Origin of the sequence: Proteus sp. G4380 (genome assembly GCF_963885725.1) — a bacterium.
In the GTDB taxonomy this organism is placed as follows: Bacteria; Pseudomonadota; Gammaproteobacteria; order Enterobacterales; family Enterobacteriaceae; genus Proteus; species Proteus mirabilis.
In genome coordinates, this window is the sequence record NZ_CAWPAV010000009.1 from 1 (window position 1) to 17,440 (window position 17,440).

The following is a 17,440-nucleotide window of genomic DNA, read 5'->3' on the forward strand; positions in this document are numbered from 1 at the left end:
CACAGAAAAATTTGTTGGAAAAGTTAAAGGTTGTATCTGGGGTGCCGATAAACTTGTTGCCGGTGATTGACACCGTAAATGAATAGGCAAACTTTTATTTTATCGACTTGATTTTAAAGGAATCTAGCTATGGCACAAGTCATTAATACCAACTATCTATCCCTGGTAACTCAAAACAACCTGAACAAATCTCAGGGAACTTTAGGAAGTGCAATCGAGCGTCTGTCTTCTGGTCTACGTATCAACAGTGCAAAAGACGATGCAGCGGGTCAAGCAATTGCTAACCGTTTCACTTCAAACGTAAATGGTTTAACTCAAGCTTCACGTAATGCGAACGATGGTATCTCTATCGCTCAAACAACTGAAGGTGCATTAAACGAAATCAACAATAACTTACAACGTATCCGTGAGTTAACTGTTCAAGCGAAAAACGGTACTAACTCTAATTCAGATATCACTTCTATCCAAAACGAAGTGAAAGAACGTTTAGACGAAATCAACCGTATTTCTGAACAAACTCAGTTTAACGGCGTGAAAGTACTGAGCGGTGAGAAATCAGAAATGGTTATCCAAGTTGGTACTAACGATAATGAAACTATCAAATTTAACTTAGATAAAGTTGATAACGATACATTAGGTGTTGCTAGCGATAAACTGTTCACTGAAGCTACCGTTTCTAAAGGTGAGAAGAAAGCAAGTGCTGATGATGCTGTTATTGCTGATTTAGGTGTTGCTGGTGGTACTACTCTAAAAGCTGGTTTAACAGTTAAAAAATACGAAGAAGATGGCAAAGTTGTTGATGGTAAATTCGTTGCAACTGAAGGTGGTAAAAGCTACTTAGTTTCTGCTTCAGATTTTGAAGCTGATGGTACTACGGCTACACAAATCAACTTAAAAGCAGGTTCAGCTGTTGCTGGTAACGAATTTACTGCTGCTGCAGGTAAAGACGTTAAAACTTTAAACGTTAAAGATGACGCTTTAGCAACTTTAGACAAAGCTATCAATACCATTGATGAAAGCCGTTCTAAATTAGGTGCGATTCAAAACCGTTTTGAATCTACTATCAACAACCTAAACAACACTGTTAACAACTTATCTGCTTCACGTAGCCGTATCTTAGATGCTGACTATGCAACAGAAGTTTCTAACATGAGCCGTGGTCAAATCTTGCAACAAGCGGGTACTTCAGTACTTGCTCAAGCAAACCAAGTACCACAAACTGTTCTGTCTCTGTTACGTTAATTCGTACCCTGACACAAAAGATACCTTTCTATATCAAAGGCCCTCATCTGAGGGTCTTTTTTGTCATTTTATTTTATATTTAAACTCACTCTGTTTTAGTTTATTTTTTTCTCTCCATCTATTTTTGTTTTTTCTGCTAGTCATTATCTCTTATAAATTAATTAATTGGCTTTTTTTACTATTTTCGCGACGCGAAAACACATAAATACCTTCGATTTAATGACGATAGTGTTTAGGCAACGTTATTACAGGAGTGTAATAACAAACCTATTAATTAAAAATTTTCAAATAAAATTGAAGGAATATTGTATGGCACAAGTTATTAATACTAATTATCTGTCTTTAGTCACTCAAAATAATCTAAATCGTTCACAAAGCGCACTTGGTAATGCAATTGAACGTTTATCTTCAGGTATGCGCATTAACAGCGCGAAAGACGATGCGGCAGGTCAAGCTATTGCTAACCGCTTCACTTCAAATATTAACGGTTTAACTCAAGCATCTCGTAATGCGAATGATGGTATTTCAGTGTCTCAAACCACTGAAGGTGCATTGAACGAAATCAACAATAACTTACAACGTATTCGTGAATTAACCGTTCAAGCGAAAAACGGGACTAACTCTAACTCAGATATCACTTCTATCCAAAATGAAGTTAATCAACGTTTAGATGAAATCAATCGTGTTTCAGAACAAACTCAGTTTAACGGTGTGAAAGTACTGAGTGGTGAAAAGTCAAAAATGACCATTCAAGTCGGTACTAATGACAATGAAGTGATTGAATTCAATTTAGATAAAATTGATAACGACACATTAGGTGTTGCTAGTGATAACCTGTTTGATGCTAAAACAGAGAAAAAAGGGGTTAAAGCAGAAGGTGATGCAATCGATGCAAACGCTCTGGGCATTTCGGGCGGTACAAAATACGCGAATGGTATTTCAGTAAAAGAGTATAAAGTAGATGGTAAGGTTTCTGCTAATAAAGTTGTCTTAAAGGAGGGTAGCGACGAGTACGTAGTAAGTAAATCAGACTTTCAATTAAAAGCAGGTACTACTGATGAAGTTGAGTTTACTGGTAGTAAAACCACTAAATTTAAGGCAGATGCAGGTAAAGATGTTAAAGTTTTAAATGTTAAGGATGACGCTTTAGCAACTTTAGATAACGCAATTAGTAAGGTTGATGAAAGCCGCTCTAAATTAGGTGCAATTCAAAACCGTTTCCAATCTACTATCAATAACTTAAACAACACTGTTAATAACTTATCTGCTTCACGTAGCCGTATCTTAGATGCTGACTATGCGACAGAAGTGTCCAATATGAGTAAAAATCAAATCTTGCAACAAGCAGGTACTGCTGTACTGGCTCAAGCAAACCAAGTACCACAAACTGTTCTGTCTCTGTTACGTTAATCCTTCATTAAACTCATCTTCAGATCCCACCCACAGCCATTTTTGCTGTGGGTGTTTTTTCATCAAAACAATCGTTTTTTTTATTAATCATGGATAGGTATTCCCATTGATAGGTTGTAGGTAAAAATAGATAAAAGATAAGTAATATGATTTATATGTTATTTTTTTATCAACAAAATACAGATTTGATGAATACATTTCTTTCAATAAGACAAAATATCAATTTATTTAACGGTTTTTCTGCGGATTAGTATGACCCATCTTAAGGTACAGTATGTACTTGTAATGCAATAACAAATTAAATTATCAATGAAAACCCAATTTTCGCTGAAAATTTAGCATAGGTGAAAAAGAGGGGCTTTTGCTTCACTGTTCAGCCGATTGCTAACACTATTTCGTCGGATAATGGTTTCCGGTCTTTTATCCAAAGGTGTCTTTTGTTGTGAGTGATTTGTATACCGCCGAAGGCGTGATGGACAAAAATAGCCTCTGGGAGCGATATGTCCCTTTGGTTCGCCATGAAGCATTACGATTACAGGTCAAGTTACCTGCGAGTGTTGAATTGGATGATCTTTTGCAAGCAGGGGGGATTGGCCTACTGAATGCTGTTGAGCGTTATGACTCAATGCAAGGTGCCGCCTTTACTACTTATGCTGTGCAACGTATTCGAGGCTCTATGTTAGATGAGCTACGAAGTCGTGATTGGGCGCCCCGTAGTGTGCGCCGTAATGCAAGAGAAGTGACACAATCCATTCATCAGTTAGAGCAGGATCTAGGACGACCACCATCAGAACAGGAAGTTGCTGATCATTTGCAGATTGAGTTAGCAGAATACCGGCAGATCCTATTGGATACAAATAACAGCCAGTTGTTCTCTTATGACGAATGGCATGAAATTTACGGTGAAAGCTGTGAACCGTCTCAAGACGAAGATCACGATGACAATCCTTTACAAATGTTATTGGAAAGTGATATTCGCCAAAGAGTCATAGACGCGATAGAATTGCTTCCCGAAAGGGAAAAAATGGTTCTTACCCTGTATTATCAGGAAGAACTTAATTTGAAAGAAATAGGCGCAGTGCTTAATGTCGGGGAATCCCGCGTAAGTCAGCTACACAGCCAAGCAATCAAAAGGCTGCGAGCACGCTTAAACCCAGAGAAATAGAAGTTTTGCTTATTTTTGTTTTTATTTATTAAGACTACAACACAGGGCTTTATCTCTTATGTCTGTTTCAACACAAAAGAAACGGCCGCTAAGCCGTTACATTAAAGACTATAAACACAGCCAAACTCATTGTTTGCATTGCCATAAGGCGCTTGATCGGATTTCTCTCGTATTCAATCGCCAAGTTATCAATAAAGAAGCCATTTCTGAAATGACAGATTTAATTGATGATGAAACATGGGAAACCTTGCAAGGAAAGTTTTCTGCGCTGTGCCGTTTTTGTAGTGAGATTTACTGTAATAGTGAAACTGATTACTTTGACATTATGTCTTTTAAGCAGTATTTGTTCGAACAAACGGAGATGAGCCACAGTACTGTTCGTGAGTATGTGGTTCGTTTACGTCGACTCGATGAATTGCTGACTTCCACTAATTTTCCTCGTCAAGAATTTACGACAGAGAAAATTCAGTCAGACTTGAGTAAAAAGCTCACTCCCTCCGCATTTAGTAACTACAACATTGCCCTACGTAAGTATGAGCAATATCTTGATTGGTGCCAAGCGCCAACCTCGATGAGTAGTGGTCACTAATCGCATTCAAGAGAGACCTAAAAAAAGGGGTAACATTATGTTGCTCCTTTTTATTTTTTATTCCAGAAATAAAAAAACCACCTTTAATAGATAAGTAAGTTAAAGGTGGTCTCAAAAATAAAGTGAGAAAGAGAACGCTGGGTTTAACTGATTGTCATTAAGCTGGCATTGCCTCCGGCAGCGGCGGTATTGACGCTTAATGCTCGTTCATGCAATAAACGCTCTAATAACAATGCTGTCTCACCACGTGAGAAGCCTTGTACTGAAATAATAGCCCCTTTACGTTGTGCAATTTGCTGACAAGTCTCTTTTAACTGATCACTATCACCATGATAAATAACGGCATTAATGCTTAGTGACTCATCTTGCCAGTTGTCCGTGAGAGTGATTGCTTTTCTGATCATATCAGGCAATTCACGATAGGTTTTTTGCGAGAAAACAGCATTATGGACAATAGCATGGCATCCTGATGCAAAGACTCCCGCTAACTGAGTAAATATATCTTGCTCATTATCTGAGAGACAAAGCACCTTGCCACAAGGGACTAATTGATAGGTATTACGCTCGCCAGTAGGCCCCGGCAATACGCGCAATGTTCCGGCTTGTGATGCATTGGCGTATTCTTCTAGCGCCTGATAATGTGCAGGTTCCGTTTTATTTGCTAACCACGTCATATAGTGATGATAGGTTTGTAATAACTTTTGTCGCATAGAGGCATCAAGGGGTAATGTTTCATCTTGACGTGCTAAGGTTTGTGTTATGGCATTTTCAGGACGTTTTGATAATAAACGATACAGATAAGCAGGGCCTCCAGCTTTTGGCCCCGTACCCGATAAACCTTCACCACCAAAAGGTTGTACCCCGACAACAGCACCTACCATATTGCGGTTTACATATAAATTTCCTACTTTTGCATGAGTCGCTACATAAGCGATAGTTTCATCAATACGGGTATGAACCCCCATCGTTAATCCATATCCAGTCGCATTAATTTCATCTAATAAAGCAGGCAGATCTTGGCTTGAATAACGTACGACGTGCAGTACAGGGCCAAAAATCTCTTTTTTAAGTGAACTAATTTTATCTAACTCAATTAAGGTAGGAGGAACAAAAGTACTGTTATTTTCAGCCTGTTTAGTAAGTTGATTGTAGGTTGCTTGATAAACGTCAAAACCCGCTGTGCGCATAGTTTGAATATGTTTTTCAATACCCGCTTTTGCCTCTTTATCAATTACAGGGCCGATATCTGTTGATAAGAGACTTGGATCACCTATTATCGCTTGAGCCATTGCGCCTTTTAACATTTCAATCGTGCTATCAGCCACCTCTTCTTGAATACAGAGAATACGCAAAGCAGAACAACGTTGACCCGCACTATCATAAGCAGAGGCCATAACGTCAGTGACCACTTGTTCCGTTAAGGCAGAAGAGTCGACAATCATGGCGTTTAAGCCACCTGTTTCAGCAATTAAAGGAACAGGGCGACCTTCGCTATCGAGTCTACCCGCTAAGGTTTTTTGCAGAATGTGGGCAACTTCGGTAGAGCCTGTAAACATCACACCACGCACGCGTTCATCAGCCACTAATTGTGCACCAATGGTCTCCCCTTGGCCCGGTAAGAGTTGTAATGCACTGCGAGGTACTCCTGCTTGATAAAATAGTTCTACGGCTTTAAAAGCAATCAGAGGGGTTTGCTCCGCAGGTTTGGCCAGTACGGTATTACCTGCCGCTAACGCTGCTGCAATTTGTCCACTAAAGATGGCTAATGGGAAGTTCCAAGGACTAATACAGACAACAGGGCCTAAAGGACGATGGGTATTATTATCAAAATCATTTGCCACTTGTGCTGAGTAATAATAAAGAAAATCAATCGCCTCACGCACTTCTGCAATAGCATTACTATAGGTTTTGCCCGCTTCTCTGACTAAGACACCCATTAATGGACCCATTTGCTGTTCCATCAGTTCTGCTGTGCGGACTAAAAACGCCGCTCTTTCCGCAGGTGGGGTTGCAAACCAAATTTCACCATTTTCTTGGGCAATATCTAAAGCAAAATTAGCTTCGGCGGCCGTTGTTTCACGTACTGTACCGACGACATCGGTGTGATTTGCCGGATTGAGTATAGATTGTGGTGCAATCACTTCTTCTGCACTATTACACTCACCACCAATGAGAGGATGGCTGTGAATTTTTTCCATCGCAGAGGTCAGTAATGCACTGGATAATGAGGCTAAACGATGCTCATTAGACATATCAATCCCCGGTGAATTTTTACGCTCATCACCATAAAGCTGCATTGGGAGCGGGATTTTAGGATGTGAAAGTCCGATTTGTCCTTCAGCTTGCGCAATTTTATTGATCTCTTTAACCGGATCGGCAACTAATTCATCTAAGGAGATGGTGGTGTCAGCGATACGATTTACAAACGAGGTATTTGCACCATTTTCTAATAATCGACGCACAAGGTAAGCCAGTAGGGTTTCATGAGTACCTACTGGCGCATAGATACGACAAGGGCGACCAAGTTTACCATCAGCAATTTTACCCACAACTTGTGCATAGAGGGGTTCACCCATACCGTGTAAGCATTGGAATTCATATTGACCAGGATAGTAATTTTGACCTGCTAGATGATAAATGGCTGATAAAGTATGGGCATTATGCGTGGCAAATTGCGGATAAATATAATTCGGTGAAGCGAGCAGTTTTTTCGCACACGCAAGGTAAGAGACATCGGTATACACTTTACGGGTATAAACAGGGTAATCTTCCAGTCCATCCATTTGCGCACGTTTAATCTCACTATCCCAATAAGCCCCTTTTACTAAACGGATCATTAAACGGCGACGACTGCGGCGAGCTAAATCAATAATATAATCAATCACTAAAGGGCAGCGTTTCTGATAGGCTTGAATAACAAATCCTATACCATTCCAACCCGCTAATTCAGGCTCGAAGCAGAGTTTTTCTAATAAATCGAGGGATATTTCCAGTCTATCCGCTTCTTCTGCATCAATATTAATACCAATATCATATTGCTTGGCTTGTAGCGTTAAAGAGAGTAGGCGAGGGTAAAGCTCCGACATCACTCTATCATATTGAGCTCGACTATAACGGGGATGTAATGCTGAAAGTTTAATGGAGATCCCCGGTCCTTCATAAATACCTCGTCCATTAGAGGCTTTACCAATGGCATGGATGGCTTGTTGATAAGAGACTAAATAGTCTTGCGCATCTTTTTCCGTTAAGGCCGCTTCTCCTAGCATATCATAGGAATATCTAAAGCCTTTTTCTTCAAGTTTGCGTGCATTGGCTAACGCTTGGGAGATAGTTTCACCGGTGACAAATTGTTCCCCCATTAAACGCATCGCCATATCAACGCCTTTACGCACTAAAGGTTCACCACTTTTAGTTAAAATGCGATTTAGAGAATTAGATAATTTCTCTTCGTTATGGGTAGAGACGAGTTTGCCTGTAAACAGTAGACCCCAAGTGGCGGCATTGACAAACATAGATTGGCTTTGCCCTAAATGCGAGCGCCAATTGCCATGGCTAATTTTATCTCGGATCAGGGCATCACGGGTTGCTTTATCAGGAATACGCAATAAAGCTTCGGCTAAACACATTAAGGCAACCCCCTCTTGGGAAGAGAGAGAAAACTCTTGCAGTAAGCCTTGTACCAGACCTGAGCGTCCAACACCCTGTTTTTGTTTGCGTAATTTTTCTGCAATGGAGTAAGCCAGTTTATGCGTGGCTTGAGCCTCATGCTCAGGTAACGTTGCCTGCTGTAGTAGCATAGGCACCGCTTGTGTTTCAGGTATACGATAAGCAGAAGTAATTGCCGAGCGTAACACCGATTGTGGGTGGATCTGCTCTGCAAATTCTAAAAACGGTTGATAATGTGCCGTTAGGGGGGCTGTGCTTTCTTCAATATCTTGCTCAGCCTGTGTGATAGGGGTTAGGGTGAGCTGATCATTTTCAATTTGTTCAAGATAATTGAAGATGGCTTGTTTAATTAGCCAATGAGATGTTCTATCTAATTTTTGTGCAGCATCTTTTAATCTATTACGGGTTTCTTCATCAAGTCTAACACCCATTGTTGTGCTACTCATGCAGTGCTCCTCATATCGTGCATCTTACTTATACGGCACATTGACCAGTTATTTTTCTTAATATCAGCCATGTTGCAACTTTGTGCAACATTGTTAACAATAAATTTATAAATAATGTGAAAGTTGTCAGGTTTTATAAATGGTTAAAAAATATTATCTTAGATGGATAAATAAATAATACTTATAATTCATTAGGTTATATATTTTTCTTCAATGAAGAGATAATATTAATCTCTTTCAACCGAAGCAAATAGTGTGAAGTTACATACAAAAATTAAACACCGATACGTTAATTTCTTGTTAAATGCTTATAACCTATTCTAGGATTGATATGAATGTTTTATTTGTTACAGTAAGAAATTATTTTAAATAAAAACTGATAAGGTCATTGGTGTGCAACGAAGTGCAACGTTCCTGCATAAGTTGAAAGCATAGCAATTGATCGTAACAGATATATGGAGAACTGCGATTATGGCTCTAAATTCGCCAATGCTAATTACCTTTACGATCTATATATTGGGGATGCTTTTTATCGGCTATCTAGCGTATCGATCAACAAAAAATTTTGATGATTATATTTTAGGGGGCCGAAGGCTTGGTAGTGTAGTAACGGCACTTTCTGCGGGCGCTTCTGATATGAGTGGCTGGCTATTAATGGGGTTACCAGGTGTGGTTTTTTTTGCGGGGATCTCCGAAAGTTGGATAGCCATTGGTTTATGTTTAGGTGCATGGCTTAACTGGCGTTTAGTTGCAGGGCGCTTACGTTTACAAACAGAAAAAAACAATAATGCACTGACTTTACCAGACTATTTAACTTCTCGCTTTGATGACAAAAGCAAAATGCTACGCATTATTTCTGCGTTAGTTATTCTTATTTTCTTCACTATTTATTGTGCATCAGGTGTCGTCGCAGGAGGTATGCTTTTTGAGTCTACCTTTGGCATTCCTTATCATGAAGCGATGATTTATGGTGCACTAGCAACCATTGCATATACTTTCCTAGGTGGTTTTTTGGCGGTAAGTTGGACGGATACGGTACAAGCCACATTAATGATTTTCGCACTTATTCTGACACCAATTATTGTTATTTTCTCAATTGGTGGAATTGACACCTCTATAGAGATCATTAAAGCGAAAGATCCGGCTTATCTTGATATGTTTAAAGGGCTTGATTTTATTGCTATTGTTTCATTATTAGCTTGGGGATTAGGTTATTTTGGACAGCCTCATATTCTCGCGCGTTTTATGGCAGCAGATTCAAATCAAACTATTCGTAAAGCGCGCCGTATTGGTATGACTTGGATGATCCTCTGTTTAGGCGGAACGGTGGCGGTGGGCTTCTTTGGTATTGCTTATTTTGAGGTTAATCCGACCGTTGCAGGTCCGGTTATGGCTAAAAATGAGCGTATCTTTATGGAATTAGCTTCGTTACTTTTTAACCCGTGGATAGCTGGTATTTTGTTATCTGCGATTTTAGCTGCGGTAATGAGTACGTTAAGCTGCCAATTATTAGTCTGCGCCAGTGCATTAACTGAAGATTTATATAAGCCTTTTATTCGTAAAAATGCCAGTCAAAAAGAGCTAGTTTGGGTTGGTCGTGGCATGGTGTTATTAGTTGCGGTTATCGCTATTTATTTAGCCCGTGATCCAGAAAATAAAGTACTTGATTTGGTGAGTAATGCTTGGGCAGGATTTGGTGCTGCATTTGGTCCGGTGATCCTTATCTCTGTCACTTGGAAACGTATGACTCGTAATGGTGCTTTTGCGGGAATGTTAATTGGTGCATTAACGGTACTGGTATGGATGCAATATAAATGGTTCGGTCTTTATGAAATTATTCCGGGCTTTATTTTCGCGTCCATAGCCATTGTTATTGTCAGTTTAATGGGTAAGTCACCAACGGCAGAAAATCAACAACGTTTTGATGAAGCAGAAGCGGAATATCGTAACACTTAATTATTAATAAGCAGTAAGATTCTATTTAATGAAATACCATCTATATAAAAATATAGGTGGTATTTTTTTGGCAAAATAACAGTAAATATTAACCATTAAAGGGTTTTGTTTAGCATGATATTAATAGCATTAAGATTGCTTAATCAAAGCGATATTTAACCCATCAAACTTCATTGATGCTGTTATTAGTCAATAATACTGATACTAATATTTTTATTGGTTTAATATTTTGTAATACACTTATTTTTTAATCACAATTTATAGGTTAAATATTAGTCAGCTATATAACGCAATTAATGAGCGTGATAATAGCTAGCTGTTATCGCCATTTTGTCGCCATTCTCTTCCAGATACAAAAAAGCCACTTATCTCTAAGTGGCCTATCTGCCTGATTACTCAGCGTAAATTTGGTGGGTTGTGGGGGGCTTGAACCCCCGACCAATTGATTAAGAGTCAACTGCTCTACCAACTGAGCTAACAACCCGATGCGCTAATTATTCTCCTCTCTTAAGGGCGGGTCAACCCTTAATTTGAAATTTTTTCCAAATGTATAAAATATCGTCTATTAAAATGAAAAAAGGATATTATTTGGTTATCAAATCGTCACTCATTTTACTAAAAGTGATCTTTTCATTACTTATTCTGAGATTTGTGTCACAATAATTTCGCAAACTTAGCCACGGCGAAAAAATAAAAAAGTGGCGTAACAACATCAAAAATATGAAAACATTTCAGGTATTGTATGGAAGAGCAAACAGAAGTTACTCAGCCCGTTAGAGTGAAAAATGCCACTCTACAACGCGGGCTAACCAATCGTCATATCCAATTAATCGCTATTGGTGGTGCTATCGGTACTGGTTTATTTATGGGTTCTGGGAAAACCATTTCGCTAGCTGGGCCATCGATTATTTTTGTTTACATGATAATCGGCTTTGTCCTGTTCTTTGTTATGCGAGCAATGGGAGAGCTATTATTATCAAATTTAGAATATAAATCATTTAGCGATTTTGCCGGGGATTTATTAGGGCCTTGGGCTGGCTTTTTTGTTGGATGGAGTTATTGGTTTTGCTGGGTTATCACCGGTATCGCTGATATTGTTGCCATTACCTCCTATATTAGTTATTGGGCGCCCAATTTTCCTGAATGGGGAACGTCTTTTATTTGTGTGCTGACACTACTTATTTTGAATTTAGCCACAGTAAAATTATTTGGGGAAATGGAATTTTGGTTTTCGATGATCAAAATTACCGCTATTGTCTCTTTAATTATTGTTGGTATCGTATTGATTAGCATAAATTTTCAATCTCCAGCCGGGCACACGGCAACTATTGAAAATATCTGGAATGATGGCGGTATGTTCCCTAAAGGGATCAGCGGATTTTTTGCTGGTTTTCAAATTGCTATCTTTGCCTTTGTGGGGATTGAGCTGGTAGGTACAGCAGCGGCTGAAACACGTGATCCTGAGAAATCATTACCTAAGGCGATTAACGCTATTCCTATTCGTATTATTACTTTTTATGTTTTGGCATTGGCGATTATTATGTCAGTAACGCCGTGGCGTTCTATTTTGGCAGACAAAAGCCCGTTTGTAGAACTCTTTGTCATGATTGGTATTCCAGCCGCAGCCAGTTTAGTTAACTTTGTGGTATTAACGGCAGCCGCCTCTTCAGCAAATAGTGGTATCTTCTCAACCAGTCGTATGCTATTTGGTTTATCGAAAGAGGGGGAGGCACCAAAACAGTTTAGCCAGCTATCAAAACGTTCAGTACCTGCCAATGGTTTACTCTTTACGAGTCTCTGTTTATCTTGCGGTATTGTGCTAATTTATTTTATTCCAGATGTGATGCGGGTATTTACGTTAGTAACAACGGTCTCTGCGTTATTATTTATGTTTATTTGGAGTATGATCTTATGCTGCTATTTAGCATATCGTAAGAAACGTCCTCAATTACATCAACAATCTATTTATAAAATGCCATTAGGAATAGTGATGTCATGGCTATGCTTAGCATTTTTTGTGTTTATGGTCGTGTTATTGGCATTTGAACATGATACCCGTCAAGCACTGATGGTAACGCCCATTTGGTTTATTGCTTTAGGAATAGGGTATCATTTTGTGAAAAAGCGTAAACAAAAAGCACAATTAAAAAATTAATCTTTTTTAGTTGAATTGATGGTCATTGGATAAATATAACCCTATCTTTTTCGATAGGGTTATACTTTAATTTGAGTTAAACCATTAGTCAGAATATTTCGAAGATAAATTTGTTATTTTATTTTTTAATTGAAAATTTAAAGCAATATATTATTTTAAAATAAATTTTATTTTCTCTAAGTATAATTTAATTCAAAAACTTTAAGTGCATGTGAATTATACATATCTATTATTATTAATCTATTTCTTAAATATGTTAACTATATCCGGTATTTTTTTCAAAATAGACTATCCTACAATTAAAAAATAATAGGAGGCGATATGTATAAGACTATTTTGGTTCCCATTGATATCGATGAAGATAACTTACTAAATAAAGCCATTACATTAGTGGAGAACATTGCCAAAAGAGAAGATCCCTATGTCCATTTTTTGTATGTTTTACCAAAGTTGCCACAATCTTCTTATTATCGCTTAGTGATGAATGGCGATCAACTTGACCAAGTATGCTTAAAAAAATCAGCAGAAAAAGAGTTAAAAAAAATTATTGCTCGATTTGATTTACCGGAAGATCGTATTGAAACACATATCTGTATTGGTAAACCACGGGATGGCATATTGCAGATAGCCGATCAGGTTAATGCTGATTTAATTGTTGTTAGCTCACATAATCCTGAAGCAGACAGCTATCATTTAGGCTCAACAGCGGCAGATATTACCCGTTATGCGAAACGTTCAGTGATGGTAGCAAGATAGCCGACTCTTTATTTTATATAGTAATACCATTAAGCGGTTGATGGCGTCTTATCAACTGCTTTTTTAATTTGGCACTCTAGCTATTTTTAATTATCATGCATTATCCCCTATAAGATAATAATTAAAAATTATGCTTACTATTACGGCACTACTAGAAAATAAGACAAGCGATCCCGCTCTTAGCCATTATCCTGGCCTTTCACTGCTATTAGAAGACACTGAAAGCGAAAGTAAAATTTTATTTGATACTGGTAAAGATCTCACTTTTATCAATAATGCTAAAAAAATGGCGATTGATTTGACGTCATTAACGACAATTGTTATTTCCCATGGGCACTATGATCATTTTGGTGGATTAACTCATTTAAATGAGGATTTCTTTATTACTAAGCCACATATTATTGCCCATCCTGATTTATTTTCAGTACGTTATTCAGCACTTTTTATGGGGCGCCAGTCTATTAAATTTAAGCGCCTTACTCCATTTTTTAACCGACAGCAGCTAGAACAGCAGTTTTCATTTCAGTTAACAGCGACACCTAAAGCTATCGATAAAAGATTTATCTATTCTGGCCAAGTGACAGAGCGTCAAATACATAAACGTTATGGCGTTATTGTCAGTGAAAGTAGCGAAACGGATGATTATGTACTTGATGATAGTTTTCTAATTTGGCAAGGTCAGCAAGGACTGGTGATTATCACGGGATGTAGCCATTCTGGTATTGATACGATTATTCGCCATGCGAAAAAAATAACAGGAAATGACAAGATCCAAGCTATTGTCGGAGGGCTACATCTTCGCTGTGCCTCACTGGCGGCGTTAAAAAGAGCGAAAAAAGCAATAGGTCACCATGTTGAGGTTTATGGTTGCCATTGTACCGGTGCGCTTGGCCGTAGCTATCTTAATGCCAAAGATTTTAATACAGGGCAAAGATTATTTTTTAAATGATACATCAATATGTTAATCAAAAATGGGATGGTTGATTTTAGTGTGGGATTAAAAAAAGGTTTTTGATTTTAATCCTAGCATTTTTTATTAACAATGTATCGTCAATTATCAACGGATCACTAAAACAGAACAATTGGTGTTGTTAACAATATAATCTGCAGTAGAGCCAAGCAATATATTATGTCTATTACGAGAGCTAGAGCCAATGACAATAGTGTCTACATCCATCTTATTGGCGAGTTCGAGAATATTATAATTTGGTGTCCCTATAAGGGCATGGCATTGGTACTGCTCTTTAGGTAATTGGAATTGTTGTTGAACACAGTGTGCTAGTTTTTCAGTTAACAAAATAACGGCTTGATGTTTTTTCTCTATAACTGAAGGGCTATCACAATCAAGTCCATAAGCTTCAAGAGAGCGTAAATTAGGCATGACTGTGACAAAATGAAAATAGTGATCAGCTTTTCTTGCTAGAAATTGAATATCTTTAACCATACGGTGAATTCTATCATCTTCTAATAAGTCAATTGCTACCAGTATTGTTTTAGCCATAATTTACCTTCTGTAAAAAATTAACCTTTTCACTCGAGTAGTATAGGTAATTTAGTGGCTAAGCTGAAATTTAAAGATGAATATTGCGATTATGGCGCCATTATTTTGGGGTTTTTAGCCCTAAAAGATAAAAAATAGGTGTGGAAAAAAGATTGTTCTATTAAACTTGTGCCAAGTTAACGACAGGTAGTTTACTATCATTATTTGTTATCAATAAATGATAACCTTAGGTTATAAAGCTATGAGAAAATCAAGCGAAGAATTATTAAAATGTATTGCAACAATATTACAATGGGTGCTGAATTGCGGATTACTTATTCTAGCCATCGTATTAGTCAGTTTTTTGATCAAAGAAACTTATGTTATCGCCTCTTTATTATTTAACTTAGCTGCTGAAGAATCTTCTTATCAGTTATTAGAAGGAATTTTGATCTACTTCCTCTATTTTGAGTTTATCGCATTGATTGTAAAATATTTTTTATCCGGTGGTCATTTCCCTTTAAGGTATTTTATTTATATAGGTATTACAGCTATTGTGCGTCTGATTATTGTTGAACATAAAGACTCGGTAGATACTTTGATTCAGTCCGGCGCCATTTTATTGCTCGTTATCGCGTTATTTATTGCAAATACCGAAAAATTAAAACGAAGCTAACCGAATAACAATATGTCAACAATGCATTGAATAGTCTCTGTGCATTAAGGTTTTCCGCATGATTGGGGGAGATATGTTATTATCTCTCCCAATTTTATTTTGGAATATGTAAAAATATTATGTCTTATCAATGTCCACTTTGCTCCCAGCCACTTGCTCTTAAAGCCCATAGTTGGGTTTGTGACAATCACCATCAATTTGATTGTGCTAAAGAGGGGTATGTTAATTTACTCCCGGTACAATTTAAACGTTCTAAAGAGCCGGGGGATAGTGCAGAGATGATTAGTGCTCGGCGTGATTTTTTAGATGCGGGCTTTTATCAACCAATGCGAGACAAAGTGGCTCAATTAGTGGCTGAACATTTACCGGAAGATAATCCTCAGGTGTTAGATATTGGTTGTGGAGAAGGGTATTATACCTATCAGATATATCAAAAACTAAAGTCAAAAAATCCACAAGTCTATGGCTTAGATGTGGCGAAGGTTGCCATTAAATATGCAGCAAAACGCTATGCTCCTATTCAGTTTTGTGTTGCGTCCAGCCAACGTCTGCCTTTTTGTGATGCGTCATTAAATGCAGTGGTACGTATTTATGCCCCTTGCAATGCCGGCGAATTAACACGAGTTATTGCTCAAGGTGGATATATTATTACGGTGACACCCGCACCGCGCCATCTTTATCAACTTAAAGCGTTGATTTATTCAACAGTGCATCTTCATCCACTAAAAGATGAAATATTTGCTGGGTTCAAGCTAATAGCACAGCATCAAGTTGCTTATAATATGGCGTTAACAGGTAAACAAGCGGTTGATTTATTACAAATGACGCCTTTTGCTTGGCGTGCGAGTGAAGAGGTAAAAGAGAAATTAGATAAAACAGAGCAATTTGCTTGTGAAACTGATTTTTTAATTCGTGTTTATCAACGTGTTTAGAATAAAAAAGCTTAGGTTGTGTTCATACCTAAGCTTTTTCATATTATGACGACTTAATGTGCGTACATAAACAGATCAAGATGTTCAAAAAGAATATTAAAGCCGATAGCAATCAACACCATACCCCCGATAATTTCAGCTTTTTTGCCAAGCACAGGGCCAATATAGCGACCGATCAGCATACCCAGTGTTGCCATAATCATGGTCATCATACCGATGGTCATCGCGGTATGGACAATATCGACTTGTAGAAAGGCTAAGCCGACACCAATTGCCATAGCATCAAGGCTGGTGGCAATACCTGTCGCAATTAAAGAGAGTGAACCGTGACGTTGAGGAGCCTCTTCACAAATGCAATCATCACCACGCTTTAAACTCTGATAAATCATTCGTCCACCCAAGATAACCAATAAACCAAAGGCGACCCAGTGATCCCACTGAATAATATATTGACTGGTATATAAACCTAATGCCCAACCAATAATCGGGGTGCTTGCTTCAATAATACCAAAGATAAAACCGGTGCGGAGGGCTTCACGAAAATGAGGTTTATGTAAGGTGGCGCCTTTACAGACAGCGACGGCAAATGCGTCCATAGAAAGAGCAAGGGCGAGAATAATTGTGGCGTAAAAACTCATAACAATAGCCTCGGTTGGGGTGTTTCCATATACACACAATTGACCCCCAACCAAAGAAGTACAATTATGTGTCTATGGTCTTGCCAACCAAATAATGGCGTCTGTACCACGCTAAATAAAAATAAGCGAGTATGTTGATACAGACTTCTTAAAATAATGAGATTTATTTTAAGACAGGCTACTCCCCAATGACTTGATGCAGAAGATATCATATTATTTATGAAAGGCAACATATTATTTCATATATTTAAAAGATGATATTGATAATAATTATCATTATTGTTTTTTCGTTTGAAAATATATTTTTTATATTATTATCATGTTAAAAA

At 38.0% G+C, this 17,440-nt stretch carries 13 protein-coding genes, 1 tRNA gene and 1 riboswitch; of the genes, 10 read left to right on the forward strand and 4 right to left on the reverse strand.

The window, feature by feature from the left end:
• Positions 1–129: 129 nt before the first annotated feature.
• The 4 genes from AACU98_RS00370 (at position 130) to fliZ (ending at position 4,406) form a co-directional block, all read left to right on the forward strand.
• A complete protein-coding gene (locus AACU98_RS00370; RefSeq protein WP_004248322.1) occupies positions 130–1,242 on the forward strand; it encodes a FliC/FljB family flagellin in 1,113 nt (370 codons plus the stop codon).
• Between the two features lie 309 nt (positions 1,243–1,551).
• Positions 1,552–2,652: a FliC/FljB family flagellin gene (locus tag AACU98_RS00375; RefSeq protein ID WP_036895211.1), complete on the forward strand. Its 1,101-nt coding sequence runs from the start codon at positions 1,552–1,554 to the stop codon at positions 2,650–2,652.
• A gap of 442 nt (positions 2,653–3,094) precedes the next feature.
• A complete protein-coding gene (locus tag AACU98_RS00380; RefSeq protein ID WP_004248319.1) occupies positions 3,095–3,817 on the forward strand; it encodes an RNA polymerase sigma factor FliA in 723 nt (240 codons plus the stop codon).
• Between the two features lie 58 nt (positions 3,818–3,875).
• Positions 3,876–4,406, forward strand: a complete 531-nt coding sequence (gene fliZ / locus AACU98_RS00385) for a flagella biosynthesis regulatory protein FliZ (protein WP_004243493.1) — start codon at positions 3,876–3,878, stop codon at positions 4,404–4,406.
• Between the two features lie 143 nt (positions 4,407–4,549).
• On the opposite strand, the gene putA is transcribed toward fliZ, so the two are convergent.
• Positions 4,550–8,518: a trifunctional transcriptional regulator/proline dehydrogenase/L-glutamate gamma-semialdehyde dehydrogenase gene (gene putA / locus AACU98_RS00390; RefSeq protein ID WP_161735336.1), complete on the reverse strand. Its 3,969-nt coding sequence runs from the start codon at positions 8,516–8,518 to the stop codon at positions 4,550–4,552.
• A gap of 471 nt (positions 8,519–8,989) precedes the next feature.
• On the opposite strand from putA, the gene putP reads away from it, so the two are divergent.
• Positions 8,990–10,474, forward strand: coding sequence for a sodium/proline symporter PutP (putP, locus tag AACU98_RS00395; protein WP_004243490.1), 1,485 nt, complete (start codon positions 8,990–8,992; stop codon positions 10,472–10,474).
• A 408-nt stretch (positions 10,475–10,882) separates the two neighbouring features.
• Here putP and AACU98_RS00400 read toward each other — a convergent pair.
• Positions 10,883–10,958 (reverse strand) — tRNA-Lys (locus AACU98_RS00400).
• Between the two features lie 258 nt (positions 10,959–11,216).
• Between AACU98_RS00400 and cycA the strand changes: the two genes are divergently transcribed.
• The 3 genes from cycA (at position 11,217) to AACU98_RS00415 (ending at position 14,334) form a co-directional block, all read left to right on the forward strand.
• A complete protein-coding gene (cycA, locus tag AACU98_RS00405; protein ID WP_004243480.1) occupies positions 11,217–12,629 on the forward strand; it encodes a D-serine/D-alanine/glycine transporter in 1,413 nt (470 codons plus the stop codon).
• Between the two features lie 321 nt (positions 12,630–12,950).
• The gene (locus tag AACU98_RS00410) at positions 12,951–13,385 is read left to right on the forward strand and encodes a universal stress protein (protein WP_004243479.1); all 435 of its coding nucleotides are present in this window, start codon (positions 12,951–12,953) and stop codon (positions 13,383–13,385) included.
• Between the two features lie 130 nt (positions 13,386–13,515).
• Positions 13,516–14,334 carry an MBL fold metallo-hydrolase gene (locus tag AACU98_RS00415; protein ID WP_161735338.1) on the forward strand — a complete coding sequence of 273 codons (819 nt, stop codon included), beginning with the start codon at positions 13,516–13,518 and terminating at the stop codon, positions 14,332–14,334.
• 108 nt (positions 14,335–14,442) lie between these two features.
• On the opposite strand, the gene AACU98_RS00420 is transcribed toward AACU98_RS00415, so the two are convergent.
• Entirely contained in the window at positions 14,443–14,886 is a 444-nt protein-coding gene (locus tag AACU98_RS00420) for a universal stress protein (RefSeq protein ID WP_004243477.1), read from the reverse strand.
• Positions 14,887–15,127: 241 nt separating this feature from the next.
• Between AACU98_RS00420 and psiE the strand changes: the two genes are divergently transcribed.
• Entirely contained in the window at positions 15,128–15,541 is a 414-nt protein-coding gene (psiE, locus tag AACU98_RS00425; protein WP_004248313.1) for a phosphate-starvation-inducible protein PsiE, read from the forward strand.
• A 119-nt stretch (positions 15,542–15,660) separates the two neighbouring features.
• Complete coding sequence (rlmA, locus tag AACU98_RS00430; RefSeq protein WP_161735340.1) at positions 15,661–16,473, forward strand: 23S rRNA (guanine(745)-N(1))-methyltransferase; 813 nt, start codon at positions 15,661–15,663, stop codon at positions 16,471–16,473.
• A gap of 53 nt (positions 16,474–16,526) precedes the next feature.
• Here the strand turns inward: rlmA and mntP are convergent, their stop codons facing one another.
• Positions 16,527–17,111 (reverse strand): manganese efflux pump MntP, encoded by a 585-nt coding sequence (gene mntP / locus AACU98_RS00435; protein WP_004248311.1) that lies wholly within the window; start codon positions 17,109–17,111, stop codon positions 16,527–16,529.
• A gap of 60 nt (positions 17,112–17,171) precedes the next feature.
• Positions 17,172–17,310: riboswitch (yybP-ykoY riboswitch) on the reverse strand.
• Positions 17,311–17,440 lie beyond the last annotated feature (130 nt).

What these genes read in the sequence shown, in the direction of transcription:
- AACU98_RS00370 (WP_004248322.1), top strand. Translation starts at nt 130, where the DNA reads ATGGCACAAGTCATTAATACCAACTATCTATCCCTGGTAACTCAAAAC.
- AACU98_RS00375 (WP_036895211.1), top strand. Translation starts at nt 1,552, where the DNA reads ATGGCACAAGTTATTAATACTAATTATCTGTCTTTAGTCACTCAAAAT.
- fliZ (WP_004243493.1), top strand. Translation starts at nt 3,876, where the DNA reads ATGTCTGTTTCAACACAAAAGAAACGGCCGCTAAGCCGTTACATTAAA.
- putA (WP_161735336.1), bottom strand. Translation starts at nt 8,518, where the DNA reads ATGAGTAGCACAACAATGGGTGTTAGACTTGATGAAGAAACCCGTAAT.
- putP (WP_004243490.1), top strand. Translation starts at nt 8,990, where the DNA reads ATGGCTCTAAATTCGCCAATGCTAATTACCTTTACGATCTATATATTG.
- cycA (WP_004243480.1), top strand. Translation starts at nt 11,217, where the DNA reads ATGGAAGAGCAAACAGAAGTTACTCAGCCCGTTAGAGTGAAAAATGCC.
- AACU98_RS00410 (WP_004243479.1), top strand. Translation starts at nt 12,951, where the DNA reads ATGTATAAGACTATTTTGGTTCCCATTGATATCGATGAAGATAACTTA.
- AACU98_RS00415 (WP_161735338.1), top strand. Translation starts at nt 13,516, where the DNA reads ATGCTTACTATTACGGCACTACTAGAAAATAAGACAAGCGATCCCGCT.
- AACU98_RS00420 (WP_004243477.1), bottom strand. Translation starts at nt 14,886, where the DNA reads ATGGCTAAAACAATACTGGTAGCAATTGACTTATTAGAAGATGATAGA.
- psiE (WP_004248313.1), top strand. Translation starts at nt 15,128, where the DNA reads ATGAGAAAATCAAGCGAAGAATTATTAAAATGTATTGCAACAATATTA.
- rlmA (WP_161735340.1), top strand. Translation starts at nt 15,661, where the DNA reads ATGTCTTATCAATGTCCACTTTGCTCCCAGCCACTTGCTCTTAAAGCC.
- mntP (WP_004248311.1), bottom strand. Translation starts at nt 17,111, where the DNA reads ATGAGTTTTTACGCCACAATTATTCTCGCCCTTGCTCTTTCTATGGAC.